We start from the raw sequence: 20,623 nt of genomic DNA, 5'->3' as shown, positions 1-20,623 counted from the left end.
CCTCTCACACGCCATGCAGTGATCGAACTCTTTGTCACAAATTAAACAAATGAATAACAACGAATTTCGCTCTATCCAAATAAAGCCGCTTGAATATCAATCAACTTTAGCTAAACGGCTGTTTTCCCATATTGAAAGCCTGCCGTGGGCAATGCTATTACGCTCCGCTTCAGAAAGCCACGTTGATAGTCGATACGATATTTTAGTTGCTCAACCCATCGCCACCTTCGAGACAATCGGCGTCAAAACGACCGTGAATGTAAACGAAGAACGTAAGGTGTCAGAGTCAGATCCTTTCGAACTACTCGACCAATATCAGCAGCAATTATTGCCTGCAACCAAAGGCCACCCTGAATTACCATTCGTTGGCGGTGCTTTAGGCTACTTTAGTTATGATTTGGGGCGCAGAGTTGAAACACTTCCGTCTCTTGCAAAGCGCGATATTAACGCACCCGACATGGCGGTTGGTTTGTATGAATGGGCAATAGTGGTTGATCACAAGCTTAAGACAGCGTGTGTGGTTGGACAGAACATCGAGGCGCACTGGAATTGGTTATCTGAGCAGCAAGGCAAATCTCAAACAGAGGAATTTCGCCTAACGACACCGTGGCAATCGAACATGAGTGAACAGAGTTATTCTGACAAGTTCGAGCACGTTCAAGAATACCTGCTGTCTGGCGACTGTTATCAGATTAATTTAGCTCAGCGCTTCAATGCCAAATACCAAGGCAGTGAATGGTTGGCCTATGGAAAGCTTGAACAGTATAACTCAGCCCCCTTCTCCGGTTTTATCCGTTTGACCGAATGCGCAATCATCAGTGTTTCGCCTGAACGATTCTTAGAGCTCAATAGTGGCACTATTGAAACAAAACCGATCAAAGGCACACGCCCTCGTTCTGAAGACCCTATAATTGATGATGCCAACGCACAAGACTTAGCAAGTGCCGATAAAGATCAGGCAGAAAACTTGATGATCGTTGACCTGCTTCGTAATGACATTGGCCGAGTAGCAAAACCGGGCACCGTTCATGTACCAAAACTGTTCGACATTGAAAGCTTCCCTGCGGTTCATCATTTAGTAAGCACAATAAGAGCTGACCTTGATGACCAATATTCAGCAACTGCTCTACTGAGAGCTTGCTTCCCTGGTGGTTCGATTACTGGTGCACCTAAAGTTCGCGCAATGCAGATCATTGAAGAGCTAGAGCCTCATCGACGTTCAGCATATTGCGGCAGTATTGGCTACATCAGTCGAAACGGTCGAATGGATACCAGTATTACCATTCGTACGTTAGTGGCAGAGAACAATACCCTTTACGCTTGGGCTGGTGGTGGTGTGGTGTTTGATAGTGATTGTGCATCTGAATACCAAGAGACGCTCGACAAGTTGAGCCGGATCTTGCCCGTGCTCGAAGACAGCTAAGCATCAGTCCAATGTTTGACGACGTTTACCCGTTGGCGTTCAGCAAATAAAGCAAACCCTAGGTTATCCGGTTGTCATCATGACCACTTAGGGTTTTTAGTTTCTTTCTAAATGCATGTTGTCCACGGAACTCACTAGCTCAACTTAAATCACTGTAGTTTTACCTAAATAATAAATAGCTTGACCTAAACAACAGCAGCAGGTGTGGAACCCCACTTCTTAAGCATATCTTTGAGGTCATCCGCTGTGTAGGGTTTACTGAGTATGTCATCCATACCACACTGAATACAGCGTTCACGCTCTTCTAGTGTTGTGCCCGCAGTCAGTGCCACAATCGACTTGTTATATCCTTTCTCTCTTAGGGTCTGTGTTGCCTCAAAGCCATCCATGACTGGCATTCTGCAGTCCATAAATAAAATGTCGTATTCATTGTTACATGCTAACTCAAGCCCTTCGACACCATTGCTTGCGATCGCAGGCTCTATCTCATACTTACGAAGCATTTGTTGGATGATGATCTGGTTCATCTTAATATCATCAACCACCAGTACTTTTAATAACGACAGTTCGACATCTGACTCGAGATCTTTAGCCTCTCGTTCGCTGTTAGGCAATATATCGATAACTTGCAGCGGAATTGCGATAGAAAAAGTCGTTCCTACACCCACGGTACTCGAAACTTTAATATCACCGTGCATCATCGCTACTAACTTGCGACAAATCGCTAACCCCAACCCTGTACCTTCATAGTTTCGGCTACTAGAGTTATCAGCTTGTGTAAAAGGTTCGAAGAGTGTTTCATGAGCAGACTCAGCGATTCCAACCCCAGAATCTTGTACCGAAAAGAAAAATTGATTATGTCGCCATTCTATATCAACACTTACGTGACCTTCTTCAGTAAACTTGATGGCATTACCAATCAGGTTCACAAACAACTGTGTAATGCGCTCCAAATCCCCATTGAAGTGAGTCGGCATATTTTGGGCAACATTGACATTAAATTGCAGTTGTTTCTCAATGGCTCTATTTGTAAAGATGCTGTCGATAGTGTTTCTCAAATCCTTCAACGCAAACTTCTTCGGAATAAGTTCCAACATGCCCGCATTGATTTTACTGTAATCGAGTAGGTCATTAATGATGGTTCTTAGAAACTCACCAGATTGGCTTAGGTTGTTCACTAATTCGCGCTGTGAACTTGTTAATTCGGTATCACTAATCAGTTCCGCACTACCCAACAATCCGTTTAATGGGGTCCTTAACTCGTGGTTTATCATGGCAACAAAATCGCGTGTCGCCCTTTCAGATTCTTCCGCTCGTTGACGTGATTTAATATTGCGGTTAATGGCAAGCTGATGAGCCAACGCACTGCATATAAGGTCGGCCACCAACGATAATTGACTCTCAATAAACTCATAGTCTTGTACAGACAAATTAACTTTAACAATCAGTGCACCAACAATCACCTTCTCGACTTCAAGGGGCACCGTCAGTATATTGCCTTCCCATTGAGGCATCTGTATATCATGTGTTAGCTCGCCAACGGTTTTGTCGCCATAGTCGTACGTTTGAAGTTCTGGGATTAGCTTAGGTGGCAGTATTAAGCGGCTGGCTTCGATAAGGTAACTGTTCATTACATTAGTCGTTAGTTCAGACAACATAACATCATCCAGATCATTACGGAGAAACGCTCGTCCAAAATCAATCAACAGGTTATCGACTTGTTCTTGAAACTCAATACGACGCAAATTCGCTTTAGAGCGCTTCTCTAACTGGCGCAAAGCAAGTTCAAGTTGCTGGTTAGTCTCAAATAGTTCCAGACTTTTTTGCTCCAACAATCTTTCAGCTTCTTTTCTTGCCGCGATCTGTCGCTTAAGTTTCTTTTCTAGCGCGGATGCCAAACTCATATTACTTTTCTACTTTAAGATTAAACCTAACCACACTTTGCTCATCATTTTGAGGTGTCATCTCTATTACAATCGATTCACTATAGTAATCAGCACAACCCTCAATGAGTCCTAAACATACATGCGACATACACCTCGCACTCTTATAATCGAATATAAGCTGCGCTTCTGTAGTCGTTATAAAACTAAATTCTGGTGGCTCAGCATCCGGATAGAGCTTCTTCACTTCTACATGAATATAATGCTCTACGTGTTGGATAAATTGGAAAGTGGTATTGCTGTGCTTAAGGCTGGCTTTATTAGGTATAGAAGCTAACAGGTTCTTAAAGACAGACTGACCAAACACTCGCTGTAAACTGGCAGCATCTATATTGGTTTTTTTACTTAGGTTAATGATGAGCTTCACAAGATTTTTATGGTCGTAACTACCTACAGATGTGTAAATCCCTTCATCTTCTGACATATCTAAAACTTCTTCCAACAACTCTAATCCAAATTTGTCTTCAACAAGCTCTAAAAATTCGGTGAATATGATTCCTTTCATCGCATGCCTTTTTTTTATTTCTTTTTAGAATGGGCTACTAAATTATTGTGATCAAATTCTTAAACAAAAAATATACGTTTCATCACCCAATTATATGACATGGATAACGCTTACCAATTTAAATGCACATATTGAATATGGGGGAATGGTTATTTTTAAGTTGAATTTTGCACTTTTACTATTAACTAATTATCCAAAAGAACAGAGTTCTCTTGTTAAAACTATGGGGAGCAAGGCAAATTTTAGTCAAAGTTGGTAATCTACTCGGTGTTATGCTTATACTTAAAATTATAATTATCAATATATTGGGTTGATATGAATAGAAAGAACTTCCTTCAGCAATTCCAACTGAATACAGCTGTCGGTTACCACCCTGAGTCTATTGAGCGTGTTGCTCACATAAGCCGGGAACAACTTCGCAAAGCGGCTGTTGTGGTCGGTTTAGTTGATCGCGAAGACGGTTTACATGTAATTTTTACTAAAAGAGCCGCTCATTTAAAGCATCACCCAGGACAAGTGAGCTTCCCTGGCGGAAAACACGAACTTTCCGACCCTTCAATGCAGTTCACAGCACTGAGAGAACTTCACGAGGAAGTAGGAATTCGATCGGATCAAGTTAAAATTGTTGGACAATTACCAGCATTAAGTACCATTAGTAAATTTTATGTTACACCAATTGTTGTATTAGTCGATCCCAACTACAAAGCGGTTATAGATGCGAACGAAGTCGCCTCTATTTTTGAGGTACCTGCCACCTATATTTTGGACCAAGCCAAGCTTCATAGTCATACCGTTAATTTAAGAAAAATCAAACACCGTGTTTTTGCCATGCCCTTCCAAGAGCACCTAATTTGGGGCGTTACGGCTCAAATCATTCAGTCACTGCAACAGCACGTAATGCAATAGATCACACTGAAACCACACCTTGTTTAATCTTTGTTAACAAATCCGAGCCTTTCTATGGAACAGATTTATTAATGCAATTTTACGCAAACGTTTATCTGATATAAATCTGTACAACCCATCTCCTCAAATTAGAAAAACTAATAACAAGCATGAGCATAAATCACCTGTGGCACGCTATTTTCGTGATCAAAAATCCGTTTTTCGCATATCATGTGACACGCCGTTTCATTACATGATTTAGATCTACTTTTTGCCAAAGAAAATTCTGCAAAATTAGCCCCGACTTATTTCCTGTTCCCAAAAAATGAGTAATTTAACATGAACACAACAACTTCTTCGGTAAGTGCCGTTAAAGATTCAAGCAAGTTTAACTATAAAGATTTTACCTGGTGTTTATCACTATTTGGTACAGCAGTTGGTGCTGGTGTACTGTTCCTTCCAATCAAAGCTGGTGCGGGTGGTTTTTGGCCACTAGTTATCCTAGCTCTAATCGCGGCACCAATGACTTGGTTCGCACACAAATCTCTAGCTCGTTTCGTACTGTCAGCTAAAAACCCTGAAGCCGATATTACAGACACAGTTGAAGAACACTTCGGTAAGACTGGCGCAAACATTATCACTTTCGCTTACTTCTTCGCTATCTACCCGATCGTTCTTATCTACGGTGTTGGTATCACAAACACTGTTGATTCTTTTTTAGTAAACCAAATCGGCATGGAATCTATTCCTCGTCCTCTTCTTTCTGGTGCACTTATCCTTGCTATGACAGCAGGTGTTGTATTCGGTAAAGAGCTGATGCTAAAGGCAACTTCAGCAATGGTTTATCCGCTAGTATTCATCCTACTAGCTCTTTCTTTTTACCTAGTTCCTGAATGGAACACTTCTATGATGGACGTTGAACCTGAGTGGTCAACAATGCCTTCTATCATCTGGCTTGCAATTCCAATCATCGTGTTCTCTTTCAACCACAGTCCAATCATTTCACAGTTCTCTAAAGAGCAACGTCGTGTATACGGTGAAAACGCAGTTAAGAAAACTGACGCTATCACTGGCGGCGCAGCAATGATGCTGATGGGCTTTGTAATGTTCTTTGTATTCTCTGTCGTGCTTTCTCTATCTCCAGAGCAACTAGCAACAGCACAAGCGCAGAACATCTCTGTACTTTCTTACCTAGCTAACATTCACGAGTCTCCACTTATCTCTTACATGGGTCCTCTAGTCGCGTTCGCAGCGATTACTTCAAGCTACTTCGGTCACTTCTTAGGTGCTCACGAAGGTCTTGTAGGTCTAATCAAGTCTCGCTCTGACTCTTCAGTAAGCAAGATTGAAAAAGTGTCTTTGGCGTTCATCGTTGTTACCACTTGGATTGTTGCGGTCGTTAACCCAAGTATCCTAGGTATGATTGAAACAATGGGTGCTCCAATGATTGCAGCTATCCTGTTCCTAATGCCAGTATTCGCGATGCAAAAAGTACCAGCAATGGCTAAGTACAAAACTTCAGCACCTGTACAAATGTTTACAGCTTTATGTGGTCTAGCGGCTATTAGTTCTGTAATCTACGGCGCTCTTTAATCTTAAGCATTTTTCATAAGATGGTATTCATCTTATGTCTCGAGATTAAACACAAATATAATGATAATAAATGAGCCTCCCTACTCCACTTGGGAGGCTCTCTTTTTGAGGTAATCGCTATGATTAGTGTATTTGATATCTTTAAAATCGGTGTTGGTCCATCGAGCTCGCATACAGTTGGACCAATGAAAGCGGGTAAAGAGTTTATTGATGACCTACGTTCAATGGGAAAGTTGCGCGACATCACTAAAATCACCGTGGACGTATATGGATCACTATCACTGACAGGGAAAGGTCACCACACAGATATCGCTATCATCATGGGTCTTGCTGGCAATACTCCTGAGAAAGTAGATATTGATTCCATCGCAGGTTTTATGGCTCGCGTAGAAGAAACTGAACGTCTACCTGTTGGTATGCACTGTCATACTGTTTCGTTCCCTAAAGATGGCGGAATGAATTTTCATACTTCGAACCTTTCATTGCATGAAAATGGCATGAGCATTCATGCTTGGGTTGATGACGAAGTAGCATACTCAAAAACATACTACTCAATTGGTGGCGGTTTCATCGTTGACGAAGAGAACTTCGGCAAAGAAGAAGCAAACCCAATCAAAGCACCTTACGAATTCACAACAGCTGAAGAGCTGGTTAATCAGTGTAAAGAAAGTGGCCTTTCTATTAGTACACTGGTTATGAAAAACCAAGCGGCTTTCCACTCAGACGAGGAGTCTCGCGTTTACTTCTCGAACATCTGGAAAACGATGCGTGAATGTATGGATCGCGGTATGAATACTGAAGGTATCCTGCCAGGTCCATTGCGCGTACCTCGCCGCGCTTCAGCACTTCGCCAACAGCTAATTACTTCAGAAAAAACAACTAACGACCCAATGACGGTTGTTGACTGGGTAAATATGTTTGCGATTGCTGTAAACGAAGAAAACGCAGCTGGCGGTCGTGTAGTAACGGCACCAACAAACGGCGCATGTGGCATCATCCCAGCGGTATTGGCTTACTACGATAAGTTCATCCAAACAGTGACAGAAAAAGACTACATCCGTTACTTCGCAGCTTCTGGCGCGATCGGGGGTCTATACAAGCGTAACGCTTCTATCTCTGGCGCTGAAGTTGGCTGTCAGGGTGAAGTTGGTGTGGCATGCTCTATGGCTGCTGCAGGCCTTGCTGAACTTATGGGCGGTAGCCCAGAGCAAGTATGTATGGCGGCAGAAATCGGTATGGAGCACAACCTAGGTCTAACGTGTGACCCAGTTGCTGGCCAAGTACAAGTACCATGTATCGAGCGTAACGGTATTGCTGCAGTGAAAGCAATTAACTCAACTCGTATGGCACTTCGTCGCTCTTCTGCTCCTACTGTTTCTCTCGATAAAGTTATCGAAACGATGCTAGAGACAGGTAAAGACATGAACGCTAAATACCGCGAGACTTCTCAAGGTGGTTTGGCAGTTAAGGTGGTTTGTTAATTAGCATTAGTTTGTTAATAGCCTTTAGCCAACCTGCTCTTTATTAATCAGATAGTAAAAAGGAACGCTGATGCGTTCCTTTTTTTGTATCTGAAGCTTTTGTAGCTTAAATTTGGTAACTGATTGATTCAACGGACCAAATTGTTTTTCTAAATCACTTGTGAGATAAGCAAGAAGCAACCAAATAACAATGAGAAAAGCATCATTGGTCGGCCACCTTCTGCACTGTATCTGTCTTCCGCTACTTTCATAAAGCGCTGCTTGTGAACCATCATCAACGGAACGAACACGGCTAAGAACACTAAGATGATGCCGGCGTAATTCAGTACTTGTAAGAATTTGTCAGCAGCAAGCAGAGAACCCGCCAAAGGTAAGATGAAACTAATGCAGTACGTTACCGCGGTATTTTGGTTGAACATGTCCTTATTCTGGTTGAATAAAGACATAGCTACACCAAAGAAAGAGGTCAACAACGCCAAGCCAGTGAAGGTAGACAGAACGTTACCCACCCAAGGAGACTGAGCCTCAAACGCTGCCATCAAGTCTGAGACATTCTTAAAGCTTCTGAATTGCTCTTCATTCAAATTGCCCACGACAGCGAATAACCAGCATAGGTAGCACACTAGTGGAATAAGGGAACCTGCAATCACCATATTTCTTAACTGTGTGTCTGTCGCTTCGTGGTTGTAAGAAACCAAGGTCGGGATCACTACCATAAAACCAAAACTGGTAAACAGAATTGCACTGGTTTTGATTAGGTCAAGATGATCATGACTTGTCACTTGCGACAAGTTAGACACCGTCATTCCCGGAGCCAAAAACACCATGGTTGTTACCAAACTGCCTAGCATCACGAAAAACAACAAACGATTGAGCTTATCGACCACTCCTGTACCACTTGCCACAATCGCACCAGCGATCACTGTGAAACCGATCTGACCATTCGTTGCTGTTATTTCTAAGCCAAAGTTAGACAGTACCTTACTCAGTAGATCACCAGCGCCTAGGATGTAGGCCATTAATAGGCAAATCAGTAACGCATAAAGCAAACCATTGGTGATCAGCTGGCCCTGCTTGCCCAGTGTTTTTCTTGCAATTGAGTTTAATCCTAGACCGCCACCCGCTTTGATGGTCGCTTCTAGAAGTAGTAACGCTGCATAGGTGGTACCGAAGCAAATTAGTACCATCAGCAATGTACCGTACAGCAATCCAAATTGAGCTAATACCATTGGGATCGCAAGCATACCAGCACCGAGAGCGGTACCAGCGATAATTAGGGAGCTACCCATCATTTTAATATTCATTATTTTTAACTTATTTGTTTAGTTTTTATAGGTGTGAGTCTTCGTGCATCAAGTGGATGACAAAGGAATTCAGATAGAAATAAAGTTATAAAACGAATAACAATAGGAGCGATAAGCAGTAAAGAAGCGTGCAGAAACGTTGTCGAACAGGGCGTTCAAAGGGGAGCTTGTCTTAAAAAAGGGAAAACGAGATGCATAAATTTTCGTTAACTGATGTGGCGAACCTTCCGTCGGTTCAATAATCGGTGAGGTAATCTTAAATTTCATGTATGTGTCCAGTAAATCACATTCCATAGCAATTGAAACAGCGTATCCGTTGCTGCCCTTCCTCTAGCATTAGAGACCTTTTTATCTTATCGAATAAGCCTCGAAACACAACGCTATAACCACACTTTTTGCTATTAAATTGAACAAAACAGCTGTTTGAACAAAATTCAACCACCAAACTGCGTAAAACAATAATCATTTATAATAAGAACCAAAGAGAGACGCAATGGTATCTCTTTTTATCCGAACGAAACATTACATCAAGGCGCAGGGCTATATAAACGAGGTGGGCTGCTGTTTGGTAAGTGAATCAAATTTAAACGGTTACGCCTTGCCCATTCGACAGTCAATGATGTCGGTGCCGACAAACAAACCAAGGTTGCAATTTCAGCACGTACCGCTTTATGGATAAGCTCTAAACTGCAACGACTCGTCATAATGGCGAACCCCGACTTAGGGTTGGTACCGTTCACGGCCATTGCCCCTATTAGTTTATCCAGTGCGTTATGGCGACCGATATCTTCGCGGCAAAGGACAATTTCACCTTTCGAATTCGCAAACAACGAGGCATGTAAGGCGCCGGATATTTTCGCTGCTTTTTGATGTTCGGCAATTCGACTTCTCAATCCCTGAAAAACCAGTGGACTGGGTGGTAACGACGATGGCAATGGCACTAAATCCGGAAGTGCTTGTTCAAGCGCCTCAACACCGCACAAGCCACAACCTGTGGTTCCAGCCAAGTTACGCCGCTGAGTTTTCATTTCCCAAAAAGCACGATTGCTAATTTCTACTTGTGCGAAATGAGATTCACCATTGCGACCAATCTCTATATCGCGAATTTCATTGAAGCTTTTCACAATACCGGAGCTTAAACTAAAACCGCGCACAAAATCTTCCATGTGTCCGGGCGTGACCATCATAACCGCTTGATTTATCCCATTATAACTGATCGCCAATGCAGATTCGTTTGCCAAAGGAGCATCCACCACCATACTATCGCCCGTAAGCTCTCGATAGCTCATGGCATTGGGCTGTGGAGGCGCTTGATTAAAATCAGGCAGTTCAATATAGGATTGAGTTAAACATCTCATAAAATCACCCGGAAAGACGGTCAGCTTGACGATATCGACTCAGACTGAAAACCTTACTTATTAAATAAATATCACTGGTTAAACAAACATCACTGATTAAACAAGTGTTTTGCCTCAGCAAAACACTGGTCAGTGAGTGCTGAATAAGGTTCTTGTTTACGCTTAAGTAGACCTAGAGGCGAATGCACCACGGCTTTTTCTATCGGTACGATACGCAGTTGTTCATTGAGCTCTTCCAATCCAGAGTTAAGCGGCATAACAGCACAGCACAGGCCACTAGTGACGGCTTGGATCAGGTGAAAGGTAGAATTACTTTCAATCACAGTCTGCGGAACTAAGCCTTTACTACCAAAGCTCAAATCAATCGAATGACGATAGTGCATACCTTTAGACAAAAGCCCTAAAGGAATGTTATTGAGTGATTCCCACAAGACCTCCGGCTCTGCAAAATCAAAGAACCGGCTGTCATACAAAATACCTAAATCCGTTGAATTCATTTCTATAACGTCAAAGTAAGCCGTATTGATCTGGTCAACGTAACACATACCTAAATCAAGTTGATTACGATTGAGCTGGTCTATGATCTGCTCAGACGTCATCGATAAAATCTGAAAACGGAGTTCAGGGAACTTTGCGGACAAAGGCTTAATCAGCTGCATAGGGTTTTGACTGGCTAGGGGCACCATGCCAATCCTTAGCGAACCGACCAGTTGACCACGGCAGTTAGCCGCTTCGGCTTGTAAACCGTCATGAGCCGCTAAGACAGTCTTTGCCCAAGCCAATATACGTTCACCCGCTTCGGTAAACCCTTCAAAACGTTGACTTCTTGAAATCAATTCGAGGTCTAACTCTTCTTCTAAACGCCTTATCCTCATCGACAACGTAGGCTGAGTAATATGACAAAGTGTCGCTGCCTGACCAAAGTGTTTCGTTTGATCTAAAGCGATTAAGTACTTAAGTTGTTTTATATCCATGAATGATTAGTAAAACCTTGAAATGAAGCGTTTTCTTAGCGTTCGTCGTACATTAACGGTTCTCTGCGATTGAAAATACCTATCACAGGGAAATGGCTCAATCTGTAAAGCAACAGCTAAAATAAAACGGTATTTTTTGATTTAAATCAAAGTATGCCTAATTTAAATACAGGTCAAATCTAAATTATCTATGGAATGATAGACAATAACTATCATGGAAAGATCAGCAATACCAAGGCTAAACGACGAATCTCTCATGAAATAGAGCCTACATCGCACTGGGTAATAATTTCTATTTATCACTGTGACAAAAGCGAGATTTTCCATATTTACTCGCCGTGATAGATTCTATTTATCACTCAGTCGGCAATATCAATTGGACGTATCGCCTCTTAACGACATAACCTTTGATTTAGATCATGGCGAACAATTCGCCAATCCATTTCTAAATATTCAAAGCAGTAAACAGGTATCGATACTAAATCATAAAAACCGTTTTACTCCCGCTTTATTTTTATAATGCGCCTGTTTTACTGGTTCCCTTGTTTATTGCCTTTTCTGTGCGTGAGGAGTGCTGTCGTGAGCCAAAAAGAACAGATAAAAAAATATGAAGGTCCCGCGGGCGGTTGGGGAGCGTTAAAAGCTGTTACTAAGAGTTGGTGGGGAAGTGAAAACGCCATCAAGAACATTCGAACAATGCTTAAAACGAATCAAAATGGTGGTTTTGATTGTCCAGGATGTGCATGGGGTGAATCGCCCCAAAGCGGTAAAGTGAACTTCTGTGAGAACGGTGCAAAAGCCGTGAACTGGGAAGCAACAAATCGATTTGTGGACCCTGAGTTCTTCGCTCAACACAGCGTCTCATCCTTGTTATCACAAACAGACTACTGGCTAGAGTACCAAGGCCGAATAACCCATCCGATGAAGTACGACGCTGCATCTGATCACTACATTCCTATCGCGTGGGACGAAGCATTTTCGCTCGTAGCCAAGCATTTGAAGCAACTCGACTCGCCACATGAAGCAGAATTCTATACCTCTGGACGAGCCAGTAATGAAGCGGCGTTTTTATATCAACTCTTCGTCCGTGCATTTGGAACGAATAACTTTCCAGACTGTTCAAACATGTGCCACGAAGCCAGTGCAATTGGCATGAAAGATACGGTCGGTGTCGGCAAAGGAACCGTGATTTTTGACGACTTTGAACAAGCAGACGCGATTTTTGTACTCGGGCAAAACCCAGGTACTAACCACCCCCGCATGCTTGAACCATTGCGTGAAGCGGTAAAACGCGGCGCGCAGGTGATCTGTTTCAATCCATTGAAAGAACGTGGACTTGAACGCTTCCAAAACCCTCAAGTTCCGATTGAAATGTTAAGCAATGGTTCAAAACCAACCAATACTGCTTACTTAAGACCAGCATTAGGTGGTGATATGGCAGTCTTTCGTGGGATGGCTAAATATTTGCTGCAATGGGAACGTGATGCGCTCGCAACGAAAGGAAAAGCCATATTTGATCGTCAATTCATCAGCGAACACACCACAGGTATTGATGAATACTTAGCAGAAGTTGATGCGACAACATGGGAGCATATTGCTGAACAATCGGGATTAGCTTTAAGCGAGATAGAAATGGTCGCTGACATGTATCGCCGTTCAGAAAAAGTGATTATGTGCTGGGCTATGGGGTTAACACAACATCGTCATTCGGTACAAACCATCAAAGAAATAGCCAATGTACAATTGTTGCGCGGCAACATCGGTAAGCCCGGCGCTGGGCTATCACCCGTTCGGGGGCATAGTAATGTTCAAGGCGATCGTACAATGGGTATCGATGAAAAACCCTCAAACCAATTGCTTGATAACATTGAACGTCGCTTTAACTTCAATGTCCCACGAGATGCAGGGCACAACACCATACAAGCGATTAAAGCGATGGAGGAAAAACGCTCGAAAGTCTTTATTGGTTTAGGTGGTAATTTTGCGCAAGCCACACCCGATACTCCTCGCACGCATCTAGCGATGCAAAATTGTGACCTAACCGTTCATATCTCAACTAAGCTCAATCGCTCTCACCTTGTTACCGGTCAAGATGCCCTGATTCTGCCATGTTTGGGACGCACGGAAATCGATACACAGGCTAATGGACCACAAGGCATCACCGTTGAAGATACGTTCAGCATGGTTCATATCTCTTACGGGCAGCTCAAGCCTCGATCAGAACATTTACGTTCTGAGCCAGCCATTATTGCGGGTATTGCTAATGCCACTCTGGGCAGCCATCCAATAGATTGGAATTGGGTCGTTGAAGATTATGGGCATATCCGCGATCTCATTGCAGATACGATTCCAGGCTTTACCGACTTCAATCAGAAGCTGGAAAATCCGGGGGGATTTCATTTAGTTAATCCTGCCGCAAATCGTCAATGGAACACCCACAGCGGTAAAGCGCAATTTGGCTCCAATGAACTGCCAAAACAGCTAATTAATGAAGCGGTTTTGCAAGGTGTTAATAAACCCGATTTGATCTTACAAACCATGCGTTCCCATGATCAATACAACACCACGTTATATGGCTTGAATGATCGGTACCGCGGTATCTTTGGTATGCGTGAGGTTCTGTTTATCAATGAAGCAGATATATCGAAGCTCGGTTTTGAACCGGGTGACAAGGTCGATATGGTGTCACTTTGGGAAGATGGTGTAACGAGAAAAGTGAAAGGGTTTACCTTGGTGGCTTATGACGTTCCACAAGGTCAGGCAGCGGCTTACTATCCTGAAACCAACCCTTTAGTTCCTCTAGACAGTTATGGTGAACGAACGTTTACCCCGACCTCGAAATTTATAGCCATTAGATTAGAAAAATCTGTGTCTGACACCATTCCCCTTGAAACCGTCAGCTAACTTTCAATCAACAACTAACCTTCAACCGACAACTAAAAAAATCCACCTGTTTTAGCAGGTGGATTCTAATGTTTACGCTTCGCCAATATAAATACAACCTGCAGTACAGGTTTCTTTAATTTCAACTTTGCTCAAAAGCGGCAAGTTTGGTTTTAGCTCATTCCAGATCCACTTAGCCAACACTTCACTTGTAGGGTTCTCTAAACCCTTAATGTCGTTGAGGTAGTAATGATCTAAACGGTTGTAAATCGGTTTGAATACCGCTTTAATTTCCGAGAAGTCAATTACCCAGCCTGTATGTGGATCAACTTCACCTTCTACGTACAAGCGAACAAGAAAAGAGTGGCCATGCAAACGACCGCATTTATGCCCTTCTGGCACATGAGGAAGATGGTGGGCAGCTTCAAACATAAACTCTTTGTATAACTCAGTTCTCATTGTGTTTCTCAGGCTAAAAAAATGACACGCAATTTTACGTAAAACCACTGCACACTACAAGTTCTATCACCGTTGGACGTCCTTACTCCAGTAAGGATTCCCCCAAAAGCTAATTATGCTGCTTCATAAAATCAATATGCACATTAATGGAAGCTCAACACTAAATTAAAACCTAATTTACATAATAGAAGCGCCACAATCTCGCTACATCACAGAAACAAAACCACAACCGGAGTATGGTCACATAATTCACCCTACTCCATAGGTAGTAGAGACTCTAACAAGTAAAGTGTGCGCGTCATTATAATTAAAAAAAACAAACACCTTATGCGCTCAACGATCACCTTTAAAATCCTAGTGGCTCTCGCCATCGTGTTCACTTTTTTGCTAGTAATATCGACCTACTTTCAATATTCGCAGCAAAAGCAGCTTGTTCATTCTGTATTAAGTGAACAGCTCCATGATAAGGCGAGCAACTATTTCGATAGCCTCAATATGATGATGCTGACTGGCACCATGGCACAGAAAGAGACGCTTCGTCAGAAAGCATTGGCACAAGAAGGTATTGAAGATGTTCGCGTATTACGGGCTGATACTGTGAGCAGGCTATACGGCCCTGGAAATGACAACCAAACACCTGTAGATGATATTGATAAACGCGCGCTAGCGGGTGAAACTGTCATCGAGTCATTTTCTGCAGATTGGGGGAAGGGCTTAGTTATCGCCCTACCTATGAAATCGAGCGAAAACTATCGTGGTACCAACTGTGTGGCCTGCCATATGGCACCGGAAGGTGAAGTGTTGGGGGCCATTCGTCTTGAATACAACCTAAATCACGTCAACTCCTTGATCAACACTCAAACGATGGCCGCAATCGGTATTATGGCAGTGATCTCTTTTGCTGGGTTTATTCTAACAATGGGGTTGGTTCGTAAAATTATTGTTCGCCCACTGCAACACACCTCGCGCTTTATGACTCAAGTTAGCAACGACAAAAACTTATCAACTCGTCTACCAGATCAAAGCAAAGATGAAATAGGTACTTTGGCGAACTCTATTAATTCATTTATGGGGACGGTGTCTGACAGCCTAAAACAGGTGCAGAATACATCTCACAAACTGAATGCTTCCGCCACCCAACTAACTAGTGTCGCCCAAATTACAGAGCAAGCCGCCAGTGATCAGCAGAATGAAACCGCTGAAGTACAAAATAATGTGGAAGGGATACAAGCTCAACAAGTCAATGTAGAACAAGCTACTTTAACGGCATCAGACCTTATCAACCATACCGCTGACGTAGCATGCCAAAGTGCCAACCAAGCACACGACGCCAGTAATGAAATAAAGAACTTAGTGGCCAGCATTGAAGAAGTTAAACAGAAAATACTAATGCTCAATGAACAAACTGGAGAAGTGTCTTCGATATTGAGCGTAATTCGGGGCATTGCGGATCAAACAAATTTATTGGCACTTAACGCTGCAATTGAAGCTGCTCGTGCGGGTGAACAGGGTCGTGGCTTTGCGGTGGTCGCTGACGAAGTCCGTCATCTAGCATCACGAACCGCTGAAGCGACAAGTAGTATTGAATCGATTATCCTCCAATTCCAACAAGGCAGCGAAGAATCATTAACCTCTGCCGATCGCGTTTGCGAACAAGCACATCAAAGTTCAACAGATATTGATACGCTGTCCAATGAAATGAACGGTGTTGTGGAAGAGATGAAACAAGTATTAACACACGCTCGAAACATTCAGCAACAGACGCAATCCACCACACTAGCGACCATGGATGTTCAACAAAAAGTCGAAGCTATTACTTCTCATGCCGATAATACCTCACAATCTGCGGCTGAAACCCGCGACATCAGCAATGGCCTAGAAGAACTTTCTGATCATCTTGAATCACTGATTAATCAATTTACTCTATCTAACTCAGGCACCCATTATAAGAACAATTCATAGCACCGCTAAACTGCAGTATTACCATCTAATCCAAAAGTGCTCAGCCATGAGCACTTATGTCTTTGCCCAATATTAGAAAGCAACCTCAGTGCACTGCCACTATCTCCGAAGAATCTACTAACCTAGTTTAATAATAAAATCGAGCCCTCTTCACCCCTTCAGCTTTACTTTAAATAGGCTCTGTTATTAGATCTGCCACAGCAACGCGTTATGAGATCGAACAAAAAACAACCCTTCATGGTTTTTCTTGTCTGTAGACACAATATTTCTTTCGCCGAACAAGAATAAAGGTTGAAGCTGTCCGTATGACAGGTAATATGTTCAATCGATTTAGAAAGTATATACAACTCAATGTTTCGGCCAATAATTGTTCATTATTTATATTAATTTTAGGCCATGCTAATAACATTGAGTTGAATTTGTCCCTCAATGGAGAATGAAATCAACATGACTTACGCGCCTGTAACAGACGTACTTGGCGGCAAGCTAGCGGTAGACAGTGAAGTAACTGTTCGTGGCTGGATCCGTTCACGTCGTGATTCCAAAGCTGGAATCTCTTTCCTTGCCATTTATGACGGCTCTTGTTTCGACCCGATTCAGGCCGTGGTTCCTAATAATCTTAATAATTACGAAGACGAAGTATTAAAGCTAACAACTGGCTGCTCTGTTGAAGTAACGGGTAAGATTGTTGAGTCTCCTGCGAAAGGTCAAGACTTCGAACTAGCAGCAACTGACGTTAAAGTTGTAGGCTGGGTTGAAGACGCTGACACTTACCCAATGGCTAAGACACGTCACTCTATTGAATACCTTCGTGAAGTTGCTCACCTACGCCCACGTACAAACGTGATCGGCGCAGTAGCACGTGTACGTAACTGTTTATCTCAAGCGATTCACCGTTTCTACCACGAGCAAGGTTTCTTCTGGACTTCAGCTCCGCTTATCACTGCATCTGATGCAGAAGGCGCTGGTGAAATGTTCCGCGTATCGACGCTAGACATGGAAAACCTACCTCGCACTGACGAAGGCAAAGTTGACTTCAACGAAGATTTCTTCGGTAAAGAAACTTTCCTAACAGTATCTGGCCAACTTAATGCTGAAGCTTACGCTTGTGCACTAAGCAAGGTTTACACGTTCGGTCCTACGTTCCGTGCTGAAAACTCAAACACAAGCCGCCACCTAGCTGAATTCTGGATGGTTGAGCCTGAAGTTGCGTTTGCAGACCTTGACGATGTAGCGAAACTGGCTGAAGACATGCTTAAGTACGTTTTCGCTGCTGTTCTTGAAGAACGCCGCGACGACCTTGAGTTCTTCGCTTCTCGCATCGACAAAGAAGCAATCACTCGTCTAGAGCAATTCGTAGACGCCGATTTCGCACAAGTTGACTACACTGACGCAATCCAAATCCTACTAGACTCTGGTAAGAAATTTGAGTTTGACGTTGAGTGGGGCATCGACATGTCTTCTGAGCATGAGCGTTACCTAGCTGAAGAGCACTTTAAAGCACCAGTTATCGTTAAGAACTACCCGAAAGACATCAAAGCTTTCTACATGCGCTTAAACGACGACGGCAAAACAGTTGCAGCAATGGACGTACTTGCACCAGGCATCGGTGAAATCATCGGTGGTGCACAACGTGAAGAGCGTCTAGACATTCTAGACGAGCGTATGATTGCTATGGGTATCGACCCTGAGCACATGAGCTGGTATCGCGACCTACGTAAATACGGCACAGTGCCACACGCTGGTTTCGGTCTTGGTTTCGAGCGTCTAGTATCTTACGTAACAGGTATGGGCAACGTTCGTGACGTGATTCCATTCCCACGTACACCGCGCTCTGCAAACTTCTAATTCGAAACTAATTCGATATCAAAAGTTAAGAACAAATAAAAAACCTCCGCACTTGCGGAGGTTTTTTTATGTTCGGAATAAAACGAGACGACGGTTGCTTCTGCGTACCACCGCCTAAGATTCGTTATTCAAAAGCTAATCAACATCTTGGTCGATAGCGTATTTTATTGCGAGACCGCAGATTGCCATCATAACGAACGGGATAGCCGCAGTAGTGTATTCTGCCCAGGCCATATCAGCGAATGCTTTTGCCAACAATACGTGGCCGAGAATAAGCAGAAGCGCACACACAATCGCGACAATAATCAGCTTAGCTTCGTTTCCCATAGTCATTTTCAACATAACGGTATCTCCAATATTTAATCTACCGTTATTGAACCACAATTATTTACTTTATAAGGCGTACAATTACACCACAAACAACCCGTACAGTTACAATCGCTACCTCTTATTTTAGTACGTCATCTGATGCGCGATCTTACCAAGTAGGATAAGTGCCTGTTCTTTCTCTACAGTGAGTTCATAAGAAAAATTCAATCGAATTGCATTGCCTACTCTGCCTTGCTCACTAAATAAGTCACCCGATGCCACACTGATGTCTTGTGCAATAGCTAATTGATGGAATTGCTGGCTGTCGAAGTCAGGAGAGAAACGAACCCAGACAAAGTAACCACCAGCAGGCTCTTCAATCTTGATGGAATGCGGGAAGTACTGTTTGATGACGCTAATAAAGCGCTCTTTTCTAACCAACAGGTTTTTGCGCAGTTTACGTAGGTGATTATCGTAGCTTTCATGAGTCAAAAAATGTGCAACTCCAAGCTGCACAGGTGCGCTGCTCGACAAGGTAGAAAGAAGTTGAAGCTTTTGAATCGCGTCATTAAAGCGTGTGTTCACGACCCAACCGACACGATAGCCGGGGCACAGGCTTTTCGAATACGAACCACAAAGCAAAACAGAATCGGTATTATCAAAGGCTTTTAATGGCTTAGGTTTGTGCCCCTCATAATAAAGGTCTCCATACACGTCATCTTCAATAATGTAGGCTTCATGCTGCTCCGCAATCTTTACCACAAGGCGCTTCGCCTCTTCAGACAGGCTAGTTCCGGTTGGGTTTTGAAAGGTTGTCATCAGCCAGCACGCTTTTACATCTTGGTTTTTTAAGGCACGTTCAAACTGTTCGATGTTCAATCCATTAATTGGGCAAACATCCACTTCAATCGGGTTAAGCCCTAACCTCTCAACAGCCTGCAAAGCCCCGTAGAATGCAGGCGACTCAATCACCACGTTGTCGCCCGACTTAGTAACCGTTTGTAGGCTTAAATTTAGCGCTTCCATCGCGCCTGACGTAATCACAATATCTTGATGGTTAACCGTTATACCTTGCTGCAGATAACGCTGTGCGATTTGTCTTCTTAGGGACTCGCTTCCAGGTGGCAAGTTGTTAATCACACTGGCGCCGGTCATCTTCCTGCCAGCACTGGCAAGGTTTCGAGTCAAAGTCGGCAATGGGAAAAGGTCAGGGGCTGGGAATGCGGAGCCAAAAGGAATGACACCCTCTGCAGAGCTAGATTTCAAGAACTCGAATAGGCGGTCGTTGATCGCTTTCTTTTCGCGCACGAATGGCAGTTTATAATCAATGCCATCCACTCGTGGCGCTACAAAATAGCCAGACTGAGGCTTAGCGATGATCCAACCCTCACTTTCGAGCAATTGATAAGCTTGTAAGACAGTACTGTTGCTGACGTTATAATTACGGCAACTCACGCGTACAGAAGGAATCTTTTCCCCAGTTCGCCAAGTGTTATTAGCAATCTGAGTTCGAATATCCTTTGCAAGCTCTTCATAACGCGCCATCTAATTGTACTACCTAGAGAAATTCTGTGGGCCCAGATTTTATCACTAACGTTAACAACTATTGCTGCTAACCAAGTGATTACTTCTGATTTCTATAATTGTGTGAAATAGTTCACAGATAACTTTGTAAGCTTTGATAGTTTTGTACTCA

The 20,623-nt window shown here is 43.1% G+C and carries 15 protein-coding genes; 7 read left to right on the top strand and 8 right to left on the bottom strand.

Annotated elements, in window-relative coordinates; translation table 11 throughout:
• Window positions 1-49 precede the first annotated feature (49 nt).
• Complete coding sequence (pabB, locus tag ACED48_RS07860; protein WP_029627147.1) at window positions 50-1,423, top strand: aminodeoxychorismate synthase component I; 1,374 nt, start codon at window positions 50-52, stop codon at window positions 1,421-1,423.
• A 185-nt stretch (window positions 1,424-1,608) separates the two neighbouring features.
• Here the strand turns inward: pabB and ACED48_RS07855 are convergent, their stop codons facing one another.
• Window positions 1,609-3,327: an ATP-binding protein gene (locus ACED48_RS07855; protein ID WP_017057527.1), complete on the bottom strand. Its 1,719-nt coding sequence runs from the start codon at window positions 3,325-3,327 to the stop codon at window positions 1,609-1,611.
• Between the two features lies 1 nt (window position 3,328).
• Window positions 3,329-3,871 carry a heme NO-binding domain-containing protein gene (locus ACED48_RS07850; protein WP_017057528.1) on the bottom strand — a complete coding sequence of 181 codons (543 nt, stop codon included), beginning with the start codon at window positions 3,869-3,871 and terminating at the stop codon, window positions 3,329-3,331.
• A gap of 315 nt (window positions 3,872-4,186) precedes the next feature.
• Here ACED48_RS07850 and ACED48_RS07845 point away from each other — a divergent pair, with 315 nt between their 5' ends.
• The 3 genes from ACED48_RS07845 (at window position 4,187) to ACED48_RS07835 (ending at window position 7,830) form a co-directional block, all read left to right on the top strand.
• A complete protein-coding gene (locus tag ACED48_RS07845; protein WP_017057529.1) occupies window positions 4,187-4,777 on the top strand; it encodes a CoA pyrophosphatase in 591 nt (196 codons plus the stop codon).
• 318 nt (window positions 4,778-5,095) lie between these two features.
• Entirely contained in the window at window positions 5,096-6,349 is a 1,254-nt protein-coding gene (locus ACED48_RS07840) for an aromatic amino acid transport family protein (protein ID WP_017057530.1), read from the top strand.
• A gap of 119 nt (window positions 6,350-6,468) precedes the next feature.
• Window positions 6,469-7,830 (top strand): L-serine ammonia-lyase, encoded by a 1,362-nt coding sequence (locus ACED48_RS07835; RefSeq protein WP_017057531.1) that lies wholly within the window; start codon window positions 6,469-6,471, stop codon window positions 7,828-7,830.
• A 149-nt stretch (window positions 7,831-7,979) separates the two neighbouring features.
• On the opposite strand, the gene ACED48_RS07830 is transcribed toward ACED48_RS07835, so the two are convergent.
• The 3 genes from ACED48_RS07830 to ACED48_RS07820 form a co-directional block, all read right to left on the bottom strand.
• The gene (locus tag ACED48_RS07830) at window positions 7,980-9,122 is read right to left on the bottom strand and encodes an amino acid permease (protein WP_017057532.1); all 1,143 of its coding nucleotides are present in this window, start codon (window positions 9,120-9,122) and stop codon (window positions 7,980-7,982) included.
• A gap of 539 nt (window positions 9,123-9,661) precedes the next feature.
• Window positions 9,662-10,492, bottom strand: coding sequence for a formate dehydrogenase accessory sulfurtransferase FdhD (fdhD, locus tag ACED48_RS07825; RefSeq protein WP_017057533.1), 831 nt, complete (start codon window positions 10,490-10,492; stop codon window positions 9,662-9,664).
• 89 nt (window positions 10,493-10,581) lie between these two features.
• Window positions 10,582-11,466: a LysR family transcriptional regulator gene (locus tag ACED48_RS07820; protein ID WP_017057534.1), complete on the bottom strand. Its 885-nt coding sequence runs from the start codon at window positions 11,464-11,466 to the stop codon at window positions 10,582-10,584.
• 579 nt (window positions 11,467-12,045) lie between these two features.
• Between ACED48_RS07820 and ACED48_RS07815 the strand changes: the two genes are divergently transcribed.
• Complete coding sequence (locus tag ACED48_RS07815; RefSeq protein WP_017057535.1) at window positions 12,046-14,370, top strand: FdhF/YdeP family oxidoreductase; 2,325 nt, start codon at window positions 12,046-12,048, stop codon at window positions 14,368-14,370.
• A 72-nt stretch (window positions 14,371-14,442) separates the two neighbouring features.
• On the opposite strand, the gene queD is transcribed toward ACED48_RS07815, so the two are convergent.
• The gene (queD, locus tag ACED48_RS07810; protein ID WP_017057536.1) at window positions 14,443-14,808 is read right to left on the bottom strand and encodes a 6-carboxytetrahydropterin synthase QueD; all 366 of its coding nucleotides are present in this window, start codon (window positions 14,806-14,808) and stop codon (window positions 14,443-14,445) included.
• Between the two features lie 327 nt (window positions 14,809-15,135).
• Here queD and ACED48_RS07805 point away from each other — a divergent pair, with 327 nt between their 5' ends.
• Window positions 15,136-16,770, top strand: coding sequence for a methyl-accepting chemotaxis protein (locus ACED48_RS07805; RefSeq protein WP_029627148.1), 1,635 nt, complete (start codon window positions 15,136-15,138; stop codon window positions 16,768-16,770).
• A 447-nt stretch (window positions 16,771-17,217) separates the two neighbouring features.
• Window positions 17,218-18,618: an asparagine--tRNA ligase gene (gene asnS / locus ACED48_RS07800; RefSeq protein WP_017057538.1), complete on the top strand. Its 1,401-nt coding sequence runs from the start codon at window positions 17,218-17,220 to the stop codon at window positions 18,616-18,618.
• 135 nt (window positions 18,619-18,753) lie between these two features.
• Here the strand turns inward: asnS and ACED48_RS07795 are convergent, their stop codons facing one another.
• The gene (locus tag ACED48_RS07795) at window positions 18,754-18,960 is read right to left on the bottom strand and encodes a hypothetical protein (RefSeq protein WP_017057539.1); all 207 of its coding nucleotides are present in this window, start codon (window positions 18,958-18,960) and stop codon (window positions 18,754-18,756) included.
• 111 nt (window positions 18,961-19,071) lie between these two features.
• Window positions 19,072-20,472 carry a PLP-dependent aminotransferase family protein gene (locus ACED48_RS07790; protein ID WP_017057540.1) on the bottom strand — a complete coding sequence of 467 codons (1,401 nt, stop codon included), beginning with the start codon at window positions 20,470-20,472 and terminating at the stop codon, window positions 19,072-19,074.
• Between the last annotated feature and the right edge of the window lie 151 nt (window positions 20,473-20,623).

It is taken from the genome of Vibrio sp. 5S239 (assembly GCF_041439575.1).
GTDB lineage: Bacteria > Pseudomonadota > Gammaproteobacteria > Enterobacterales > Vibrionaceae > Vibrio > Vibrio kanaloae.
This window is presented reverse-complemented; position numbering and strand designations above follow the sequence as displayed.

Excerpts from the sequence above, each read along its gene's own strand:
- pabB (WP_029627147.1), top strand. The coding sequence starts at position 50 with ATGAATAACAACGAATTTCGCTCTATCCAAATAAAGCCGCTTGAATAT.
- ACED48_RS07855 (WP_017057527.1), bottom strand. The coding sequence starts at position 3,327 with ATGAGTTTGGCATCCGCGCTAGAAAAGAAACTTAAGCGACAGATCGCG.
- ACED48_RS07850 (WP_017057528.1), bottom strand. The coding sequence starts at position 3,871 with ATGAAAGGAATCATATTCACCGAATTTTTAGAGCTTGTTGAAGACAAA.
- ACED48_RS07845 (WP_017057529.1), top strand. The coding sequence starts at position 4,187 with ATGAATAGAAAGAACTTCCTTCAGCAATTCCAACTGAATACAGCTGTC.
- ACED48_RS07840 (WP_017057530.1), top strand. The coding sequence starts at position 5,096 with ATGAACACAACAACTTCTTCGGTAAGTGCCGTTAAAGATTCAAGCAAG.
- ACED48_RS07835 (WP_017057531.1), top strand. The coding sequence starts at position 6,469 with ATGATTAGTGTATTTGATATCTTTAAAATCGGTGTTGGTCCATCGAGC.
- ACED48_RS07830 (WP_017057532.1), bottom strand. The coding sequence starts at position 9,122 with ATGATGGGTAGCTCCCTAATTATCGCTGGTACCGCTCTCGGTGCTGGT.
- fdhD (WP_017057533.1), bottom strand. The coding sequence starts at position 10,492 with ATGAGATGTTTAACTCAATCCTATATTGAACTGCCTGATTTTAATCAA.
- ACED48_RS07820 (WP_017057534.1), bottom strand. The coding sequence starts at position 11,466 with ATGGATATAAAACAACTTAAGTACTTAATCGCTTTAGATCAAACGAAA.
- queD (WP_017057536.1), bottom strand. The coding sequence starts at position 14,808 with ATGAGAACTGAGTTATACAAAGAGTTTATGTTTGAAGCTGCCCACCAT.
- ACED48_RS07805 (WP_029627148.1), top strand. The coding sequence starts at position 15,136 with ATGCGCTCAACGATCACCTTTAAAATCCTAGTGGCTCTCGCCATCGTG.
- asnS (WP_017057538.1), top strand. The coding sequence starts at position 17,218 with ATGACTTACGCGCCTGTAACAGACGTACTTGGCGGCAAGCTAGCGGTA.
- ACED48_RS07795 (WP_017057539.1), bottom strand. The coding sequence starts at position 18,960 with ATGTTGAAAATGACTATGGGAAACGAAGCTAAGCTGATTATTGTCGCG.
- ACED48_RS07790 (WP_017057540.1), bottom strand. The coding sequence starts at position 20,472 with ATGGCGCGTTATGAAGAGCTTGCAAAGGATATTCGAACTCAGATTGCT.